The following is a 15,113-nucleotide window of genomic DNA, read 5'->3' on the forward strand; positions in this document are numbered from 1 at the left end:
CTCGGGCATCCGCTGGTGCGGCTGCTGGCCGCGCCGCACCTCGTCGAGGCGCTGGTGCGGGCCGGGCATCCCGACCGGGCCGCGCGCGCGTTCGAGGAGTTCGCCCGCTGGTCGGACGCGACGCGAACGCCCGCGCGGCAGGCGCTCGCGCACCGCTGCCGGGCGCTGCTGGCCGAGCGCGACAGCGAGGCGGAGGAGCACTTCACCGAGGCGCTGCGGCTCCACGAGGCCGGCGACGCGGTGTTCGAGCTCGCCCGCACGGAGCTGCTGTTCGGGCGCCGGCTGCGGCGGGGGCGGCGGCCCCGCGCGGCCCGCGAGCACCTCCGCACCGCCCTGCGGATCTTCGAGCGCTACGACGCCCGTCCGTGGGCGGCGCAGGCCCGCGCCGAGCTGCGCGCGGCCGGGGACACGGTGGCCCCGCCGGCCGTCCCGGAACCGGTCCGGGTGGGGAGCGCGCCCGCCGCGTCCGACGGGTCGGACGGCTTCGGGACGCTCACGGCCCAGCAGGCCCACATCGCCCGGATGGCCGCGGAGGGCGCCACCAACCGCGAGATCGCGGCGCGGCTCCTCCTCAGCCCCCGGACGATCGACCACCATCTCCGCAACGTGTTCACCCGGCTCGGGATCCGGTCCCGCGTCGAGCTGGCCCGGCTGATCCACTAGCCCAGCGCGAGCACGGGACGCGGTGTCCCAGCGCCGGGGGCGCCGTTACCGGGACGAAGAGGAGGACGACTTGGCCAGGTTCTGGTCCTTCTTCTCGTCCTTCTCCTTGCTGGCCCGCTTCTCCTCGTCCAGCGCCTCCTCGTGGGTCTTGACGACCTCGCTGTCGTGGATCTCGCCGCGCCAGCCCTCGATGTCGTCCGGGTGGGTGAGGGACTGGGTCATGACGTACCGCCGGAAGTGCTTGAGCTCCAGCCGGACGCGGCGGCCCTGGGCGCGCCACAGGTTGCCCGTCCGCTCGAAGAAGCCCTGCGGGTGGTACTCCAGGACCAGCAGGACGCGGGTCAGGTTCGGGGTGAGCTCGTGGAAGCTGACCGTGCCGTCCACGTGGCCCTTGGGGGCCTTGGAGCGCCAGACGATGTGCTCGTCCGGGACCTGCTCGATGATCGTGGACTCCCAGGTGCGGTTGGACCAGAAGATCTTGGCCTTCCAGTTCAGCTTGTTCTCGTCCGCCTGGTCGACGCTGACGACCTTCTTCATGAAGGACGGGAAGTCCTGGAACTGCGTCCACTGGTTGTAGACGAGCTGCCGGGGCGCGCCGATGTCGGTGTGCTCGACGATGTTGGTGACCTTGACCTTCTTCGCGCCGCCCTTGCCGCCGCCGCGCTTGAAGACCTTGGCGACGGTGTCCTTCAGGCCGCCGAGCAGGCCCTTGCCCTGCTTCTCGTCCTTGCCGCCGGACTTCTCGTCCTGCTTCTTGGCGTCGGTGTCGCCCTTCTTGGCCGGGGTGGCCGTCGCGGCCTTGGCGGCGCCGGGGCCGGACTTCTCCTGCTCGGTGTCCGAGCCGCCGTTGCCGCGGCGGCTGATCGCCCGGCCGGCGGCGACCGCGGCGCCGGCGCCGAGGAGGACGCCGCCGGCGGTGCCGGCCGCCTTCGCGCCGGGCAGCCCGGAGGGCAGCGCCTTGGTGATCTTGCTCAGGTCGGGGGTCCTGCTCTTCCTGCGGCCGCCGATGGGCAGCTTCTTCGCGATCTTGCCGACGGGCAGCACGCCCGTCTTACCACGCGTCATCACGTGTTACCTCCGCTGTCGTTCTCGGGGTCTTGCCGGTTCCGTTCGCGTCTGTCCGCACCGGTCCTGCCGGTCTCGGGTCGTGTCATGGGGCCGTGACGACCTCGCCGTCGCGGATCTCGCCGCGCCAGCCCTCGACCTCCTCCGGGTGGTTCAGGGAATGCGTCATGACGTGCCGGCGGAAATGCTTGAGCTCCAGCCGCACGCGGCGGCCCTGGGCGCGCCACAGGTTCCCGGTCCGCTCGAACAGGCCCTGCGGGCGGTACTCCAGGACGAGCAGGACGCGGGTCAGGTTCGGCGTCAGCTCGTGGAAGCTGACCGTGCCGTCCACCTGGCCCTTGGCCGCCTTCGAGCGCCAGACGATGTGCTCGTCCGGGACCTGCTCGATGATCGTCGACTGCCACGAGCGGCTGGACCAGAAGATCCTCGCCTTCCAGTTCAGCTTCTCCTCGGACGCCTGGTCGACGCTGACGACCTTCTTCATGAAGGACGGGTACTCCTGGAACAGCGTCCACTGGTCGTACACGAGCCGCCGGGGGGCACCGATGTCGATCTCCTCGACGATGTTGGTGAGCTTGCCCTTGCCGCCGCCGCCGAACAGCCGGGAGAGGACCTCCTTCAGCGCCGTCCAGCCGGCGCTGAGCAGCGCCCGGAACGGCGACTTGCCCTCGTAGAGCGCCTTCGCGCCGGCGAGGGCGGCCTTGACCATCGGGCCGCCCTGCTCCGCCTCGGCGGTCAGCCGCCGGACGGTCCGCTCCAGCTTCTTCTCGTACCGTGCGACGAGCCTGCGCGCCAGCCGCCCGCCGGCCCGCCGCACGGCCAGGTAGGCGCCCGCGCCCGCGGCGCCGGCGGCCGTGCCGGCGGCCAGGCCCGTCCGGAAGTTCATGCCCTCTTCACCTCGTCGTCCGATCGGGTTACTGCGCCGGATTACCCGTACAAGGAACGGCAAAACAGCATCCAGGCCAGGGTCGCGCGTTTCTCGCCGCGCGATTGAACGATCACGGATCGTGCCCGCGCGCCGCCGTGTGCCGAGAGTGAATGATCGGACACATAAACCGATCGAACCGGACCACCCCAGCGTGCACACCGGACCACGGCGCCCCGCCAACGCCGCCGGATAACAGTTAAGACTCTTGCGTAATCGGCCCCTTGTACTGGTACGGACCAGCTTTTATCTTCGGGGGCCACGCGCATTCGTGCTCAGCGAACAATCGCACCGCGCACAATTCTGCATGCGCGAAAGCGAGCGGGGAAGGCGGGGACAGATGAAGCGGCACCTCATCGGCGCCATCGCGGCGGGCCTGACGGTGGCCCTCGGCGTGAGCGGCTGCGGCAAGGGGAGCTCGTCGGACGACGGCGGCTCCGACGGCAAGAGCATCACGTTCGTCGCGGCCATCTACGACGACAACACCAAACCCTATTGGGACGGCCTCATCAAGGACTTCGAGGCCAAGAACTCCGGTTACAAGGTGCGGCTGGAGATGGTCGACTGGACCCAGATGGACGCGAAGGTGAAGACCTACGTCCAGACCAAGCAGGTCCCCGACGTCCTGAACTACAACGCCTTCTCCGACTTCGCCCGGGACGGCCTCATCTACAAGGCGTCCGACGTCGTGTCGCCGGCCGTCCTCAGCGACTTCACCCCGACCTTCGTCGAGCAGGCCAAGTACAACGGCGAGCAGTACGGCCTCCCGTTCATCTCCAGCGCCCGCCTCCTCTTCTACAACAAGGACCTCTTCAAGAAGGCCGGCATCACGAACCCGCCCGCCACCTGGGACGAGGTCAAGTCCGACGCCGAGAAGATCAAGAAGGCCGGGTCCATCGGGTACGGGCTGCCGCTCGGCCCCGAGGAATCGCAGGCGGAGTTCTTCTCCTGGGCGATGAACAACGGCGGCGGCTGGGTCGACGCGTCCGGCAAATGGGTGATCAACCAGCCGGCCAACGTCGACACGCTCACCTTCCTCAAGGGCCTCAACAAGGCCGGCCTGACCCAGCCGAACCCGGAGTCCACCGACCGCAAGACGGTGTTCAACCAGTTCGCGCAGGGGAAGATCGGAATGGCGATCGGCGGCCCGTTCACGAAGGCGGGCTTCATCGACCCGGTCAACAAGAGCCTGAACTTCGGCGTCGCGCCGCTGCCGAGCAAGAGCGGCTCGGAGCACAACACGCTCGGCGTCATGGACGTCCTCGCCGCGTTCAAGAAGAACGACGGCAAGAACAAGGAGGCCGTCAAGAAGTTCCTCGACTACTTCTACCAGCGGGAGAACACCTCGAAGTTCCTCACCAAGGAGGGCTTCCTGCCGGTGACCAAGTCGGCCGGCGACGCGCTGAGCGCCGACCCGTACATGAAGCAGTTCGTCGACGCGCTGCCCACCTCGAAGTTCGCGCCGACCAGCAACCCGGCGTGGACGGCCGTCGCGGGCGCGGTGAAGCAGGACCTCGGCGGCTCCGTCGCCGACAAGGACCCGAAGAAGGTCCTGGACGGCATCCAGAAGACGGCCGAGAAGAGCGGCTGAGTTGCAGGACGTCATCCCCGAGAAGGCGGGCTCCGGGACCCCGGTCCCGGAGCCCGGCGGCCCCTCTCCCCTCCGCCGCGCCGGCCGCGCCCTCACCCCGCTGCTGTGGCTCGGCCCGTCGCTCGCGCTCATCGCCGTCGTCGTGGTGTGGCCCGTCATCGAGATGGTCCGCACCTCGCTGCTGAAGATCAGCTCGTCCGGGGTGACGCTCGGCGGCCGCGGCGCGGGCAACTACACCGACCTGTTCGACGAGGAGGACCTCGTCCCCGTCATCCTGCGGACGCTCGGCTGGGTCGCCGGCATCGTGATCGTCACGATGGCGCTGTCGCTCGCCCTCGGCCAGCTGCTGAACGCGCGCTTCCCCGGGCGCCGCGTCGTCCGCTGGGCGGTCATCGTCCCGTGGGCCGCGTCCGTCCTGATGACCTCGCTGATCTGGAAGTGGATGCTGGACAACTACTCCGGCCTCGTCAACCGCGTGCTCCTCGACCTGCACGTGATCGACAAGCCGGTGAACTGGCTGGCCCACCCGCGCGAGGCGATGCTGTGGATGATGTGGGTCGCGGTGTTCGTCTCGCTGCCGTTCGCGTCGTTCGTCATCCTCGCCGGCCTCCAGACGATCCCCGCCGAGATCTACGAGGCCGCCCGCGTGGACGGCGCCGGGCCGCTGCGCACCTACCTCGGCATCACGCTGCCGCTGCTGCGGCCCGCCATCATGATCGCCTCCATCATCAACGTGATCAACGTCTTCAACAGCTTCCCGATCATCTGGGCGATGACCGGGGGCGGCCCCGGCCACGCCACCGACACCACCACCACCTTCATGTACAAGCTCGCCTTCTACGACCAGAACGTCGGCGAGTCCGCCGCCATGGCGGTGGTCAACTTCGTCCTGATCCTCGTCATGGTGCTGCTGTACCTGCGCGCGTCCCGCTGGCGGGAGGAGGTCCGATGACCGCACCGTCCAGCCGTGGCGGCGCCTCGCGCGGCGGCGCCCGGCGCACCCGCACGGTCGTCCTCACCGGCGTCGGCTGGCTCGTGGCCCTCGCGTTCCTGCTGCCGTACCTGCAAATGCTCGTCACCGCGCTGAAACCGGAGCGCGAGCTGACCAAGTCGCCGGGCACCTACCTGCCCGACCACTGGACCTGGTCCAACTTCGTGGACGTGTGGTCCGCCGCGCCCGTCTGGACGTACCTGCGGGTCTCCCTCGTCGTCGCGGCCGCCGCGACCGCAGTGACCCTCGCGTGCGCGATGCCCGCCGCCTACTACACCGCCCGCAACCGCTTCCGCGGCCGCGGCGCGTTCCTCCTGCTCGTCCTGATCACCCAAATGTTCGCGCCGACCGCCCTCGTCATCGGCATCTACCGCGAGATGGTCGCGCTGAACCTCACCGACACCCTGCTGGCGCTCATCCTGGTCAACGCGGCGTTCAACCTGCCGTTCTGCACCTGGATCCTGCACGGCTACTTCTCCAGCATCCCCAAGGAACTGGAGGAGGCCGCCTTCCTGGACGGCGCCGGACGCGTCGGCGCCCTCACCCGCGTCACCCTGCCGATCTCCCTGCCCGGCGTCGTCACCGCGGTCGTCTACACGTTCATCTCGGCGTGGAACGAGTACATCGTGGCCCTCACGGTCACCGCGTCCCCCGACCGGCGCCCGCTGACCGTCGCGATCCCGTCCTTCGTCACCCAGTACCAGGCGCACTGGCAGTTCCTGTTCGCCACGTCCCTCATCGCCATCGTCCCCGTCGTGATCCTGTTCGTCTTCATCGAGCGGTACCTGATCGGCGGCCTCACCGCGGGCTCCGTCAAGTGACGCTGATCGGCCTGGACGTCGGCGGCACCACCATGAAGGCCGCCATCACCGACGGCCCGGACACGCTCGCCGCCGAGTCGTGGGCGACCGACCGCGCCGACCCCGTCGGCGGCGTCCTCGACTTCGCCGCCCACCTCGCCGCGCGCGCGGAGGAGCTCACCGGCTCCCCCGCCGCCGCGGCGGGCATCGCCCTGCCCGGCATCGTGGACGAGGCCACCGGCACCGCCGTCCACTCCGCCAACCTCGGCTGGCGGGACGTCCCGATGCTGCACCTCGCCGCCGAACGCCTCGGCGTCCCCGTCGCCATCGGTCACGACGTCCGCGCCGGCGGTCTCGCCGAGGCCGTCCTCGGCGCGGGACGCGGCGCGGGCGACTTCCTCTTCGTCGCCATCGGCACCGGCATCGCCGCCGCCCTCATCGTCGGCGGCGCCCCCTACCCCGGAGCCGCCGGCTGGAGCGGCGAACTCGGCCACATCACCGTCCGCCCCGGCGGCGTCCCCTGCGCCTGCGGCAACCGCGGCTGCCTGGAGACCTACGCCTCCGCCGCCGCCCTGGCCCGCCGCGCGTCCGACCCACGGCCCTCGACCGAAAAGGTCACCCACACCCCGGCCGCCCCGGTGGCCTCGGCCGAGGAGGTGATCGCCCGCGCCGCGTCCGGCGACGAGCACGCCGCCACGATCTGGAACGAGGCACTGGACGCCCTGGCCGACGGCCTGGCCACCGCCACCCTCCTCCTGGACCCGTCCCTGATCGTCCTCGGCGGCGGTTTGGCGGAGGCAGGCCCGGCCCTTCTCGACCCTCTAGCGTCCCGCCTGGCCGACCGCCTGACATTTCGCCCGCCCCCGCCCCTGCGCAGGGCGGAACTAGGCCCCCAGGCCGCCGTCCACGGCGCCACCCTCCTAGCCCAACGCGTGACCAGGTGAGACGGTCAAATGCAGATCCTGCTGAAGCTCCTGCCCATATAGATATTGGTGACGAGCAGGTCGCCCAGGTTGCCGCGATACCAGAACACGCCCGACGCGCTCTCGCGCTCAAGGACGAAATAGGTGCTCTGGCCCTCGCAGTTCGCAGGCCGGGTAATGGCGGCCGGGGCTCCAGCGGCGGAGTTCGCCGCCAGGGTGGACGCGGACGCCGTTCCCGAGGACACCCCGGCGACAGCCGCCATCGCCGCGCTCGCCGCAGTGACCACCAACGCCTGGCGAACCATTCTCTTCACAAGCACGATCCCTCCCGCAGTCGGTGTCTTCCGTCACGAAAAACGGTAAGAACCACGGCTGCCGCCGTCTTCGTGAACTGTCGCAAACCTGACCCGATTCACGGGACGGCATTCACCACTCCGCGCAGCAACGGAGCCGACGGCCGGCGCCTACGGGTGGGTGTCCGTGATCGCGATGACCTCGTCGAGACGGTCCAGGGCGGCCTTCAGGTCGTCGATCTTGGCCTGGATGCGCTCGCGCTCGGCCCGCAGCATGGCCCGCTGGTCGGCGTCGGTGTGCCCGGAGTCCCAGCAAGGCATGAGTTCGGCGATCCTGCGGCTCGTGAGGCCGGCGGCGAACATCTGCTGGAAGAAGCGGACCATGGGGATGGCGTCCTGCCGGTACAGGCGCTGGCCGGACGGGCTGCGCTCCGCGACCAGCAGCCCCTGCTGCTCGTAGTAGCGCACGGCGCGCACCGAGACGCCCGCACCCCGCGCCACCTCGCCGATGCGGATCAACCGATCGGCTGCGGCCACTGCGACGGTCATGTGATCCCTTTCACCCCGGCCCCGACGACCAGCCCTTGCCTCTGACGCCAGCGTCAGGTTTTAGCGTACCGGCCATGAACATAGACAACACCGTCGCCCTTGTCACCGGAGCCAACCGCGGCCTGGGCCGCGCCTTCGCCCAGCGCCTGCTCGAACGAGGCGCCAGCAAGGTCTACGCCACGGCCCGCCGACCGGAGACCGTGGACCTGCCCGGCGTCGAGGTACTGCCCCTCGACATCACCGATCCCGCGTCCGTGAGGGCCGCCGCCGAAGCCGCCCCGGACGTCTCGCTCCTCATCAACAACGCGGGAATCAGCACGGGAACCGACCTGGTGACCGGCTCGCTGGACGCGGTGCGCCACGAGTTGGAAACCAACATGTTCGGCCACCTGGAGATGATCCGGGCCTTCGCGCCGGCGCTCGCCAGGAACGGCGGAGGCGCGATCGTCAACGTCCTCTCCGCCATGTCGTGGTTCGGGACCAAGGGCGCCAACGCCTACCACCTGACCAAGGCCGCCGCCTGGGCCATGACCAACGGCGTCCGCCTGGAACTCGCCGAGCAGGGCACGCTCGTCACGGCGGTCCACCTCGGCCTGGCCGACACCGACATGGCGGCGGGCTGGCCCGTGGACAAGATCGCGCCATCGGACCTGGCCGACGCGGCGCTCGACGGTGTCGAGGCGGGCTCCGCCGAGGTCCTCGCCGACCAGTGGAGCCGAGACATCAAGTCCCGCCTGCCGCTGGCGCCGGAAGAGTTCAACGCCGCCATGGACCGCGCCCTGGCAGCCCTGATAGCAGCCTGAGACCCCGAACAAGCCAGCCCGGCCACAAGCCCGTGGCCGGGCACAACACCACCCCAACCACACACCACCCCAACCACCCACCCCGACACCAAACGTTCCGCCCACCCGAGTGCCATCAGCGAACACGGCCAGAGAAGATGGTTCGTGTAGTACACGGCCGGGTAGCATGTAATACATCATGGGCCTATGAGGAAGGCGGCTCCCGACAAGATCCCCGACCAGCTCGACTGGGACGAGGCGAACATCGGACACGTCCGGCACGGAGGCATCACCCCTGAACAGGTCGAACAAGCTGTACGCAATCCCCATCGGGTCTTCCTCGCCGGCGGCGACGATGAGGAGATACGTCTCATGATGTCCGGGGAGACGAACGGGGGCAGGCGCATTATCGTGATCTTCGAATGGCCGCTCTACGACCGCTGGGGTCAGGAGTTCCTTGATTGGGCCAGGCCGATCACTGCCTATGACGATCCCCGGAGCACCCGATGAGCGATGACATGAAAGACGAGACCGAAACCAGAGCCAAGCCGAAGCCCGACTTCGTACGCCGCCCCCTGAAGGGCATGAGCGAGAGCGAGGAGGTCGAGCACCACCTGAAGCGACGAGGCGAGGCCGCCGCGTACATCGAGGCGATCGAGTCCGGAACAGTACCCAACCGTGTCAACGTTCAGTCGCTGCGCCTGTCCGATGCCGAGGCCGATCTCCTGCGCGAAGCCGCCGAGGCAACCGGCACGAAGGTCTCGGCGTTCATCAGGGATGCCGCCCTGGTCGCCGCGAGAGCCGCGCTTTCCGCCGACCCTGAGGTCGTGTGGACCGTCGATCATGAAGCGATGCGCGAACTGGCACTCACTCTGGAGGGTGCTCTCAACGCCGTTCAGGACGCAGCAGAACCGGAGTCCCACCCCGGATCCGCGCACCGGCTGCTACGCCGAGCGCTCCGGGCCAGGGAAAGCGCGTAGACCTGCGACCGCCTCAGGAACCCGCGGGGACTACACGACCACCGTGCTCTTCGGCGGAGTTTCGGCCCGGCCGTCCGGCAGCGGGTCAGGTCCTATGGCAGGCCGCGCAGGCGTCGAGGCGGCGGTGCAGGCGACGTAGGTCGAGTAGGGCGTTGGTCGGGAACGGGTGGCAGCACAACCGGAGGTAGCCGTCCTCGCCGTACTCGTCCAGGACGGCCTGCGCGGCGTTCATGGCCGCGTGCGCGAACGCCGTCCGCGGCCGTCGTGACCGCCACATGACCTCCCCGGCGCTGTCGGGCAGGTCCGGGCTGGTCATCATGTCTTTGAGCAGCAGCACCGTGACTTCTACCTCGGGTCCGGGTTCGATGCGGCGCGTCACCCAGCGAGCCTCGTCCGCGCCAAGGTCGAAGAAGAAGCGGTTCGTCGCCAGCGGCCCGTAGAGGTTCGTCATCCCGTACAGGAGGTCGGCGAATCCGTCCCACAGGTCCGTGGGCACCAGGCTCAAGCGCCGGTCCCGATCGCCGATCCCGCAGACCGCCAAGCCGACACCGCGCAGTTCCCACTTGAGCGAGATATCCGTTTCGACGGGCTCCCCGGACCCTGCGCCGGGGGACGTCATCGTCCTGGGCGGAAACCGCCCTTCCTGCTAGCCATGGCGCCTATCGTGCAGGCCGACCCTCGCACAAGCAACCCGAGCCGCACCACGGCTTAGCCGGACAAGCCTGTCGGCCATGATTCCGAGACCGTTTCCAGGTCGGGCACGACATCGCGCCAGGCGCGCACCTCCGCTGCCAATCCCGCGTCCACGATGAGATCGACAATGGGTGCGATGCGGGTCAGCGCCCGTTCCATGTCGAGGAGTTCTCGCGCGCTCCGGTACTCGTCGGTGCCGGACAGGTCCCGCAGGGAGACAGCAATGTCCTCGCCGGGACGGACGAAGTCATCCTCGGTCAACGTGATCGAGCGAAGATGGGCGGCGCGGTCGGCCGCCTCCTGGCGGCTCATCGGGAAGCCGCCGAGAGTCCGCTGTGCGATCTCGTCGGGCCGAAGGATCGCAGGAAGTTCCGTCATCGCGTAACCAGCTTCCAGCGCCGACCTCGACAGCAGAACCAGGTCATCGACTGCGTGCACCAGGGGGAGCCCCCGTCCCAGCGCACATTCGACGAGCAAAGCGACAACTTCCATATCGACGGCCGGACCGTCGAACCGCCATCCGGCCCACCGGTAGCGCACACACTGAACGGCCGCCTCGATGAGGCCCAGCCACCAGTGGAAGGGACTGACGCCCACCGGCTGGTGGTCCAGAAGCCACTGCCTGCGCGAGGACGGATCGAGGTCGGCAAGCCGGCGAAGCACGAGGTCAGGCGTATCGTCAGCCATCCGCCCACTCCCGTCAGCGGCACCGCACACCGCACGTCCTTGGGGACACCCATCATCGAGTGATCCCGAGGCCTATAAAGCATCAGGCGCGGACGGGTTCGATTTCGGCCCAGACCACCTTGCCGCCTTCACTCAGGGGACGCGTCCCCCAGCGACGCACGAGGGCGTCCATCAGCAGCAGCCCCCGCCCGTTCTCGGCGGCAAGGTCGACCGGCCGGAGGACCGGCGGAGCGTCGGACCGGTCCCACGCCTCCACCACCGCGGCACCGTCCTCCTTGCGGTAAGCCCGCACGACCACCGGATCCCCTTCACGCGACCCGTGCCGGATCGCGTTCGTGGTGATCTCACTGACCACCGTCTTCGCCACGTAGTCCTCAAGCCCCCACGCCCCGAAGACCAGCGCGACGAACTCGCGCGCCTGCCTGATCGACGGCAGCTCGGCCTTCACCACGATCGCCGCGGGCTCCGCCATAAACGATCACCTCCCTATCTTTTGTGACTCTGCGCACAGGATGAACTCCAAGGCGTAATGTCAGCGGAGAAGCGACAGCTCACAAAGATGTCGGTGTCACCAGGTGACGCCGGAGAGGACCCCCCATGGTGACCAGGAAGCCAACTCCCCACACGCTGGCCTTCGGCGTCGAAGTCGCCCGCGTCCGCCAAGATCGAGCGCTTACCCGGCTTGAACTGGCCAAACTCGTGACGTGCAGCCGCTCCTACATCGCTCAAGTCGAGCTCGGCACCACTCGGTGCCGTGAGGACTTCGCCGGACGGCTGGACAAGGCCATGGACTGCGCCCCCACCCTCGCGGACGCGTGGGACGACCTCCTGCGCTCTGCCGCGTACCCCAAGTACTTCAGCGACTACCCCAAGGCGGAGTCGACGGCCGCACTCCTCCGCGCCTTCGAGCTCACGGCCGTGTTCGGCCTCTTCCAGATCGAGGCGTACATGCATGCTCTGCTCGACTCGGAGCAGGCCGTCGAAGCCCGTCTCAAGCGCCAGGCGATCCTGAAGCGCCAGAACCCGCCGCAAGTCAGCGTCGTGCTCAGCGAGCCGATCCTGTACGCCGACGTCGGCGGCGCGTCCCTCATGAAGGCGCAGTGCGAGCGCCTCATAGAGGTCGCGCGGATGCCGAACGTCGCACTACAGATCGCCCCCACCGGCCGATACTGGGAACTGGACGGGTCATTCAATCTGGCGAGCCAGAGCACCGGCGAGGAATTGCTCTACATGTGCAACGCCCGAGGCGGGGTGACCACGGATGACCCGAGCGATATCTTGTACATCGTCAGCCAATTCTCAAGCATCCAGGCTCACGCCATGAACGCGGACGAGAGCATCGAGTGCATACGGAAGGCGGTCGTCCGATGGAGCTGATCAGATGGCGGAAATCCCAGCGGAGCGGCTCACAAGGTGATGCGTGCGTGGAGGTCGCCGCGCTGGGTGATGGCATCGGCGTCCGGGACAGCAAGGATCCCGAGGGTGGGCATCTGACTCTCGACCGGAGCGCCTTCCGGGCGTTCCTGGCGGATCTCAAGCACTGATCTCACCTGGTTCCCGGAAGGCGGACCGATCGTGGACGTGGTCGAGTGGCGCAAGTCGCGGCGGAGCGACGCCCAAGGCGATGCGTGTGTGGAGGTGGCTCGGGTCGGTGGGGCCGTCGCGGTGCGGGACTCCAAGGATCCGGACGGGCCTCGGCTCATGATCACTTCGGCTGCCTTGCGCGATGTTCTGGACGCGTTGACCTCGGGCTCTCCAGGATTCCAGTCCGAGTAATGCCGGAACCGCTGCGGTTGGCTCCCTCACGGCGTCCGTTCGTCCAGGTCGTGTTGCTTACCGCTGTTGGGCCGGTACTCGGCGTGGCGGCTGAGGTATTGCGCGTCCAGACCGCCGGGCGGAATGCGGACGCGCATGCCATCGGCACGATTTTGGTTTTTGTCGGGGCGGTGGTGACGCTGGTCTGCGTCCGGAGCTTGGCGATCACGGTCCGGGGGTTCACCGAGGTGTGGCCGGACGGGCTGTACAACCGTCTGGTCGGACGGGTCGCGCGGGTGACCTGGGAGCAGGCCGAGAGGTTCGAGGTCGTGCCGACGCCGTTCGGGCGGTTCGTGCAGGTCGTGATCGATGACGGAGCGCGCATATCCCTGGCGGCGCCGCGGGCCGGGTTGCTCATCCGGAGTGACGAGTTCGACCGCCGTCTTTCGGATCTCTGCTCGCGTCCGGGCGGTGGGCGGGCGCCGGTGGCGGTTCGCCATCGCTCCCGCTATCTGCTCATCGCTCAGGTCTTTCTGCTCGCTATTTTCGCGGCGGCGCTCGTCTCGTTGGCGTTGCGGTGAGCGAAGGGCGTCACTGCCAGTAGGGGGTGTGGGACTCGATCTCCTCGGGGACGCGCAGGCGGCCGTCCTCGACGATGAGCGGTGTGATCTCGGTGCTCTCACAGAAACGCAGATAGCCGGCGAAGTAGTCGAGTCGGGGATTGGACGAGACGGTGATGAGCCAGGTCAGGAGGGTTCGGAGCAGGTAGAACTCGTCCGGGTGCATCTCCTGGCGTACCGTCAGCGCCCAGCCGCGTGGGTGCTTGCGCTCGACCAGATCGGCGACCAGGGCGCCGCCGATCGCGCGGCTGAAACCGCGGTCCGCGAAAGCGGGGTCCGGGTCGGGGGTCTCCCATTCGCAGTCGGGGTCCTCGGGGTCGCCGAGGGGGTAGGTCGCCAGGTAGTTGCCGCTGCCGATCGGCAGGTCGGCGGGACGTTCGCCTCCGTTCACGTGCCACCGGAGTTCGGCGAGTTCCGCGTCGGGGACGTCGGGGCGGAGGTCGATCGCCAGCACGACTTCGTAGAGGTCTCCCACCCGGCGACCTTATCGCCGCGTCCGGTTTTTCAGGGCAGTGCGGACGGCCAGAGGCCCGTCAGTGAGATCGCCTCCGCGGGTGTCTTCGCATAGAGGACGCCGGGGAGCTGCCGGTGGAATTCCTCGGTGAAATGCCATTCCCCGAGCTGGACGACCGGGATCCGCCCGTGGTGGACGGTCCGCGCGATCGTGGCGAGCGTGTCCCAGGATCCGCCGACGGCTATGAGGGCGTCCCCGGCTCCGGCGATGACGGTGTCGCGGGCGTCGCCGAGGCCGGTCGGGACGACGGCCGATAGGTCGGGACCCGCTCCGTCCCGGTCGGTCCCGGCGAGGATGCCGACGGCCGTGCCGCGCGCCGACTTGGCGCCGGCGGCGACCGCGGCGGTCACTCCGCGGTGACCGCCGCAGATCACGACCGCGCCGCGGCGGGCGAGGAGCACGCCGACCTCGTGGGCGTTGACCCAGTCGTCGTCGGTGCAGTCGCGCGGTCCGCAGACCGCCACCTGGATCGGGACCGTCATGATCCGACGGGCGTGGGCTCGGCCGGCGAGGTCTCCACGGGGGTGCCGTGGTCCTCGGGGTTCAGCACGAGGAAGATCCCGGCGGCGACGGCCGCGCCGGCGAGGTCGGCGAGCAGCCAGATCCAGATCTTCGACCAGGCGAACAGGCCCATGGTCGCCGCGCCGAGCGCGACCGCCGGGTTGAACGCGCCGCCGGAGACGCCGCCGACCGCGAAGGCTCCCGCGGCCACGGTGAAGCCGATGGCCAGCCCGTAGAAGCTGTTGACCGGGTGGTCGCGGCTGGTGGCCACGTTGAGGACGACGAAGGCGAGCGCGAAGGTGAACAGCGCCTCGGCGAGCAGCGCGACCCCGATGCCGCGTCCGGTCGGTGAGAGTTCCGCCACCGGGCCAGGGTTGACGATGTAGTCGGCCGTGAGGGCGGCGAGGACGCCGGCGACGACCTGGGCGACCCAGTACGCGGCGGCGTCCCCGGGCGCGATGCGGCCGCGGACGAGGACCGCCAGGGTGACGGCCGGGTTGTAGTGGCCGCCGGAGATGTGCCCGCCCGCGTAGACCATGACCATCAGGACGGCGCCGATGGCGAGCGGCGCCAGCGGCACCTTCCCGAGGACGGTGCAGCCCACCGTGAAGACGAGAAAGAACGTACCGATGAACTCGGTGAGATAATTGCGCACGGCTGATCTCTCCCCTCCGCGCACGCCAATTCCGCTCTGTACCTCCGAACATGACAGAACTCCCGGGGAATAGCATTTTCTTGACCGGAAGCGGCTCCGTTGAACCGGAGCGTTCCAATGCACGTC

22 protein-coding genes are annotated in these 15,113 nt (G+C 69.0%); 12 read left to right on the forward strand and 10 right to left on the reverse strand.

Features of this window, described 5'->3' with window-relative positions:
- Positions 1-663: helix-turn-helix transcriptional regulator (locus E1300_RS19505; RefSeq protein WP_131758458.1), on the forward strand; the 663-nt coding region annotated here is incomplete at its 5' end.
- A gap of 45 nt (positions 664-708) precedes the next feature.
- On the opposite strand, the gene E1300_RS19510 is transcribed toward E1300_RS19505, so the two are convergent.
- Together E1300_RS19510 and E1300_RS19515 are read right to left on the reverse strand one after the other, a co-directional pair.
- Complete coding sequence (locus tag E1300_RS19510; protein WP_131758459.1) at positions 709-1,728, reverse strand: SRPBCC family protein; 1,020 nt, start codon at positions 1,726-1,728, stop codon at positions 709-711.
- 85 nt (positions 1,729-1,813) lie between these two features.
- Complete coding sequence (locus E1300_RS19515; RefSeq protein WP_131758460.1) at positions 1,814-2,614, reverse strand: SRPBCC family protein; 801 nt, start codon at positions 2,612-2,614, stop codon at positions 1,814-1,816.
- Between the two features lie 379 nt (positions 2,615-2,993).
- Between E1300_RS19515 and E1300_RS19520 the strand changes: the two genes are divergently transcribed.
- The 4 genes from E1300_RS19520 to E1300_RS19535 are packed head-to-tail and all read left to right on the forward strand — an operon-like array spanning position 2,994 to position 6,979.
- A complete protein-coding gene (locus E1300_RS19520) occupies positions 2,994-4,244 on the forward strand; it encodes an extracellular solute-binding protein (RefSeq protein ID WP_131758461.1) in 1,251 nt (416 codons plus the stop codon).
- 1 nt (position 4,245) lies between these two features.
- Positions 4,246-5,196 carry a carbohydrate ABC transporter permease gene (locus E1300_RS19525; protein ID WP_242619248.1) on the forward strand — a complete coding sequence of 317 codons (951 nt, stop codon included), beginning with the start codon at positions 4,246-4,248 and terminating at the stop codon, positions 5,194-5,196.
- Positions 5,193-6,056 carry a carbohydrate ABC transporter permease gene (locus E1300_RS19530; RefSeq protein ID WP_131758462.1) on the forward strand — a complete coding sequence of 288 codons (864 nt, stop codon included), beginning with the start codon at positions 5,193-5,195 and terminating at the stop codon, positions 6,054-6,056. The genes E1300_RS19525 and E1300_RS19530 overlap by 4 nt, the downstream gene beginning before the upstream one ends.
- Complete coding sequence (locus E1300_RS19535) at positions 6,053-6,979, forward strand: ROK family protein (RefSeq protein ID WP_242619249.1); 927 nt, start codon at positions 6,053-6,055, stop codon at positions 6,977-6,979. The genes E1300_RS19530 and E1300_RS19535 overlap by 4 nt, the downstream gene beginning before the upstream one ends.
- 5 nt (positions 6,980-6,984) lie before the next feature.
- Here the strand turns inward: E1300_RS19535 and E1300_RS19540 are convergent, their stop codons facing one another.
- Entirely contained in the window at positions 6,985-7,272 is a 288-nt protein-coding gene (locus tag E1300_RS19540) for a hypothetical protein (RefSeq protein WP_131758463.1), read from the reverse strand.
- A gap of 150 nt (positions 7,273-7,422) precedes the next feature.
- On the reverse strand, positions 7,423-7,800 hold the full coding sequence (locus tag E1300_RS19545; protein WP_131758464.1) for a MerR family transcriptional regulator: 378 nt from the start codon (positions 7,798-7,800) through the stop codon (positions 7,423-7,425).
- Between the two features lie 74 nt (positions 7,801-7,874).
- On the opposite strand from E1300_RS19545, the gene E1300_RS19550 reads away from it, so the two are divergent.
- The 3 genes from E1300_RS19550 (at position 7,875) to E1300_RS19560 (ending at position 9,562) form a co-directional block, all read left to right on the forward strand.
- Complete coding sequence (locus E1300_RS19550) at positions 7,875-8,603, forward strand: SDR family oxidoreductase (protein ID WP_131758465.1); 729 nt, start codon at positions 7,875-7,877, stop codon at positions 8,601-8,603.
- 186 nt (positions 8,604-8,789) lie between these two features.
- Positions 8,790-9,092 carry a BrnT family toxin gene (locus E1300_RS19555; protein ID WP_131758466.1) on the forward strand — a complete coding sequence of 101 codons (303 nt, stop codon included), beginning with the start codon at positions 8,790-8,792 and terminating at the stop codon, positions 9,090-9,092.
- Complete coding sequence (locus E1300_RS19560) at positions 9,089-9,562, forward strand: plasmid mobilization protein (RefSeq protein WP_131758467.1); 474 nt, start codon at positions 9,089-9,091, stop codon at positions 9,560-9,562. Before E1300_RS19555 ends, E1300_RS19560 begins: the two co-directional genes overlap by 4 nt.
- An 85-nt stretch (positions 9,563-9,647) precedes the next feature.
- On the opposite strand, the gene E1300_RS19565 is transcribed toward E1300_RS19560, so the two are convergent.
- From E1300_RS19565 to E1300_RS19575, 3 genes are all read right to left on the reverse strand, one after another.
- On the reverse strand, positions 9,648-10,067 hold the full coding sequence (locus E1300_RS19565) for a hypothetical protein (protein WP_131758468.1): 420 nt from the start codon (positions 10,065-10,067) through the stop codon (positions 9,648-9,650).
- Between the two features lie 203 nt (positions 10,068-10,270).
- Entirely contained in the window at positions 10,271-10,942 is a 672-nt protein-coding gene (locus E1300_RS19570) for a hypothetical protein (protein WP_131758469.1), read from the reverse strand.
- A gap of 82 nt (positions 10,943-11,024) precedes the next feature.
- Complete coding sequence (locus E1300_RS19575; protein WP_131758470.1) at positions 11,025-11,414, reverse strand: ATP-binding protein; 390 nt, start codon at positions 11,412-11,414, stop codon at positions 11,025-11,027.
- 125 nt (positions 11,415-11,539) lie between these two features.
- Here E1300_RS19575 and E1300_RS19580 point away from each other — a divergent pair, with 125 nt between their 5' ends.
- Genes E1300_RS19580 through E1300_RS19595 form a run of 4 tightly spaced genes read left to right on the forward strand, consistent with a single transcriptional unit; the run spans position 11,540 to position 13,278 of the window.
- Positions 11,540-12,319 carry a helix-turn-helix domain-containing protein gene (locus E1300_RS19580; RefSeq protein WP_131758471.1) on the forward strand — a complete coding sequence of 260 codons (780 nt, stop codon included), beginning with the start codon at positions 11,540-11,542 and terminating at the stop codon, positions 12,317-12,319.
- Positions 12,310-12,486, forward strand: a complete 177-nt coding sequence (locus E1300_RS19585; RefSeq protein WP_131758472.1) for a DUF397 domain-containing protein — start codon at positions 12,310-12,312, stop codon at positions 12,484-12,486. Before E1300_RS19580 ends, E1300_RS19585 begins: the two co-directional genes overlap by 10 nt.
- Before the next feature lie 37 nt (positions 12,487-12,523).
- Complete coding sequence (locus tag E1300_RS19590) at positions 12,524-12,718, forward strand: DUF397 domain-containing protein (protein ID WP_306440663.1); 195 nt, start codon at positions 12,524-12,526, stop codon at positions 12,716-12,718.
- Positions 12,718-13,278 carry a hypothetical protein gene (locus E1300_RS19595; protein ID WP_131758474.1) on the forward strand — a complete coding sequence of 187 codons (561 nt, stop codon included), beginning with the start codon at positions 12,718-12,720 and terminating at the stop codon, positions 13,276-13,278. Before E1300_RS19590 ends, E1300_RS19595 begins: the two co-directional genes overlap by 1 nt.
- 10 nt (positions 13,279-13,288) lie before the next feature.
- Here E1300_RS19595 and E1300_RS19600 read toward each other — a convergent pair whose 3' ends face one another.
- The 3 genes from E1300_RS19600 to E1300_RS19610 are packed head-to-tail and all read right to left on the reverse strand — an operon-like array spanning position 13,289 to position 14,987.
- A complete protein-coding gene (locus tag E1300_RS19600; RefSeq protein ID WP_131758475.1) occupies positions 13,289-13,792 on the reverse strand; it encodes a hypothetical protein in 504 nt (167 codons plus the stop codon).
- Between the two features lie 29 nt (positions 13,793-13,821).
- Positions 13,822-14,313, reverse strand: a complete 492-nt coding sequence (locus tag E1300_RS19605) for an SLOG cluster 4 domain-containing protein (protein ID WP_131758476.1) — start codon at positions 14,311-14,313, stop codon at positions 13,822-13,824.
- Positions 14,310-14,987, reverse strand: coding sequence for an MIP/aquaporin family protein (locus tag E1300_RS19610; protein WP_131758477.1), 678 nt, complete (start codon positions 14,985-14,987; stop codon positions 14,310-14,312). The genes E1300_RS19605 and E1300_RS19610 overlap by 4 nt, the downstream gene beginning before the upstream one ends.
- Between the last annotated feature and the right edge of the window lie 126 nt (positions 14,988-15,113).

It is taken from the genome of Actinomadura fibrosa (assembly GCF_900659615.1).
Taxonomy (GTDB): Bacteria; Actinomycetota; Actinomycetes; order Streptosporangiales; family Streptosporangiaceae; genus Spirillospora; species Spirillospora fibrosa.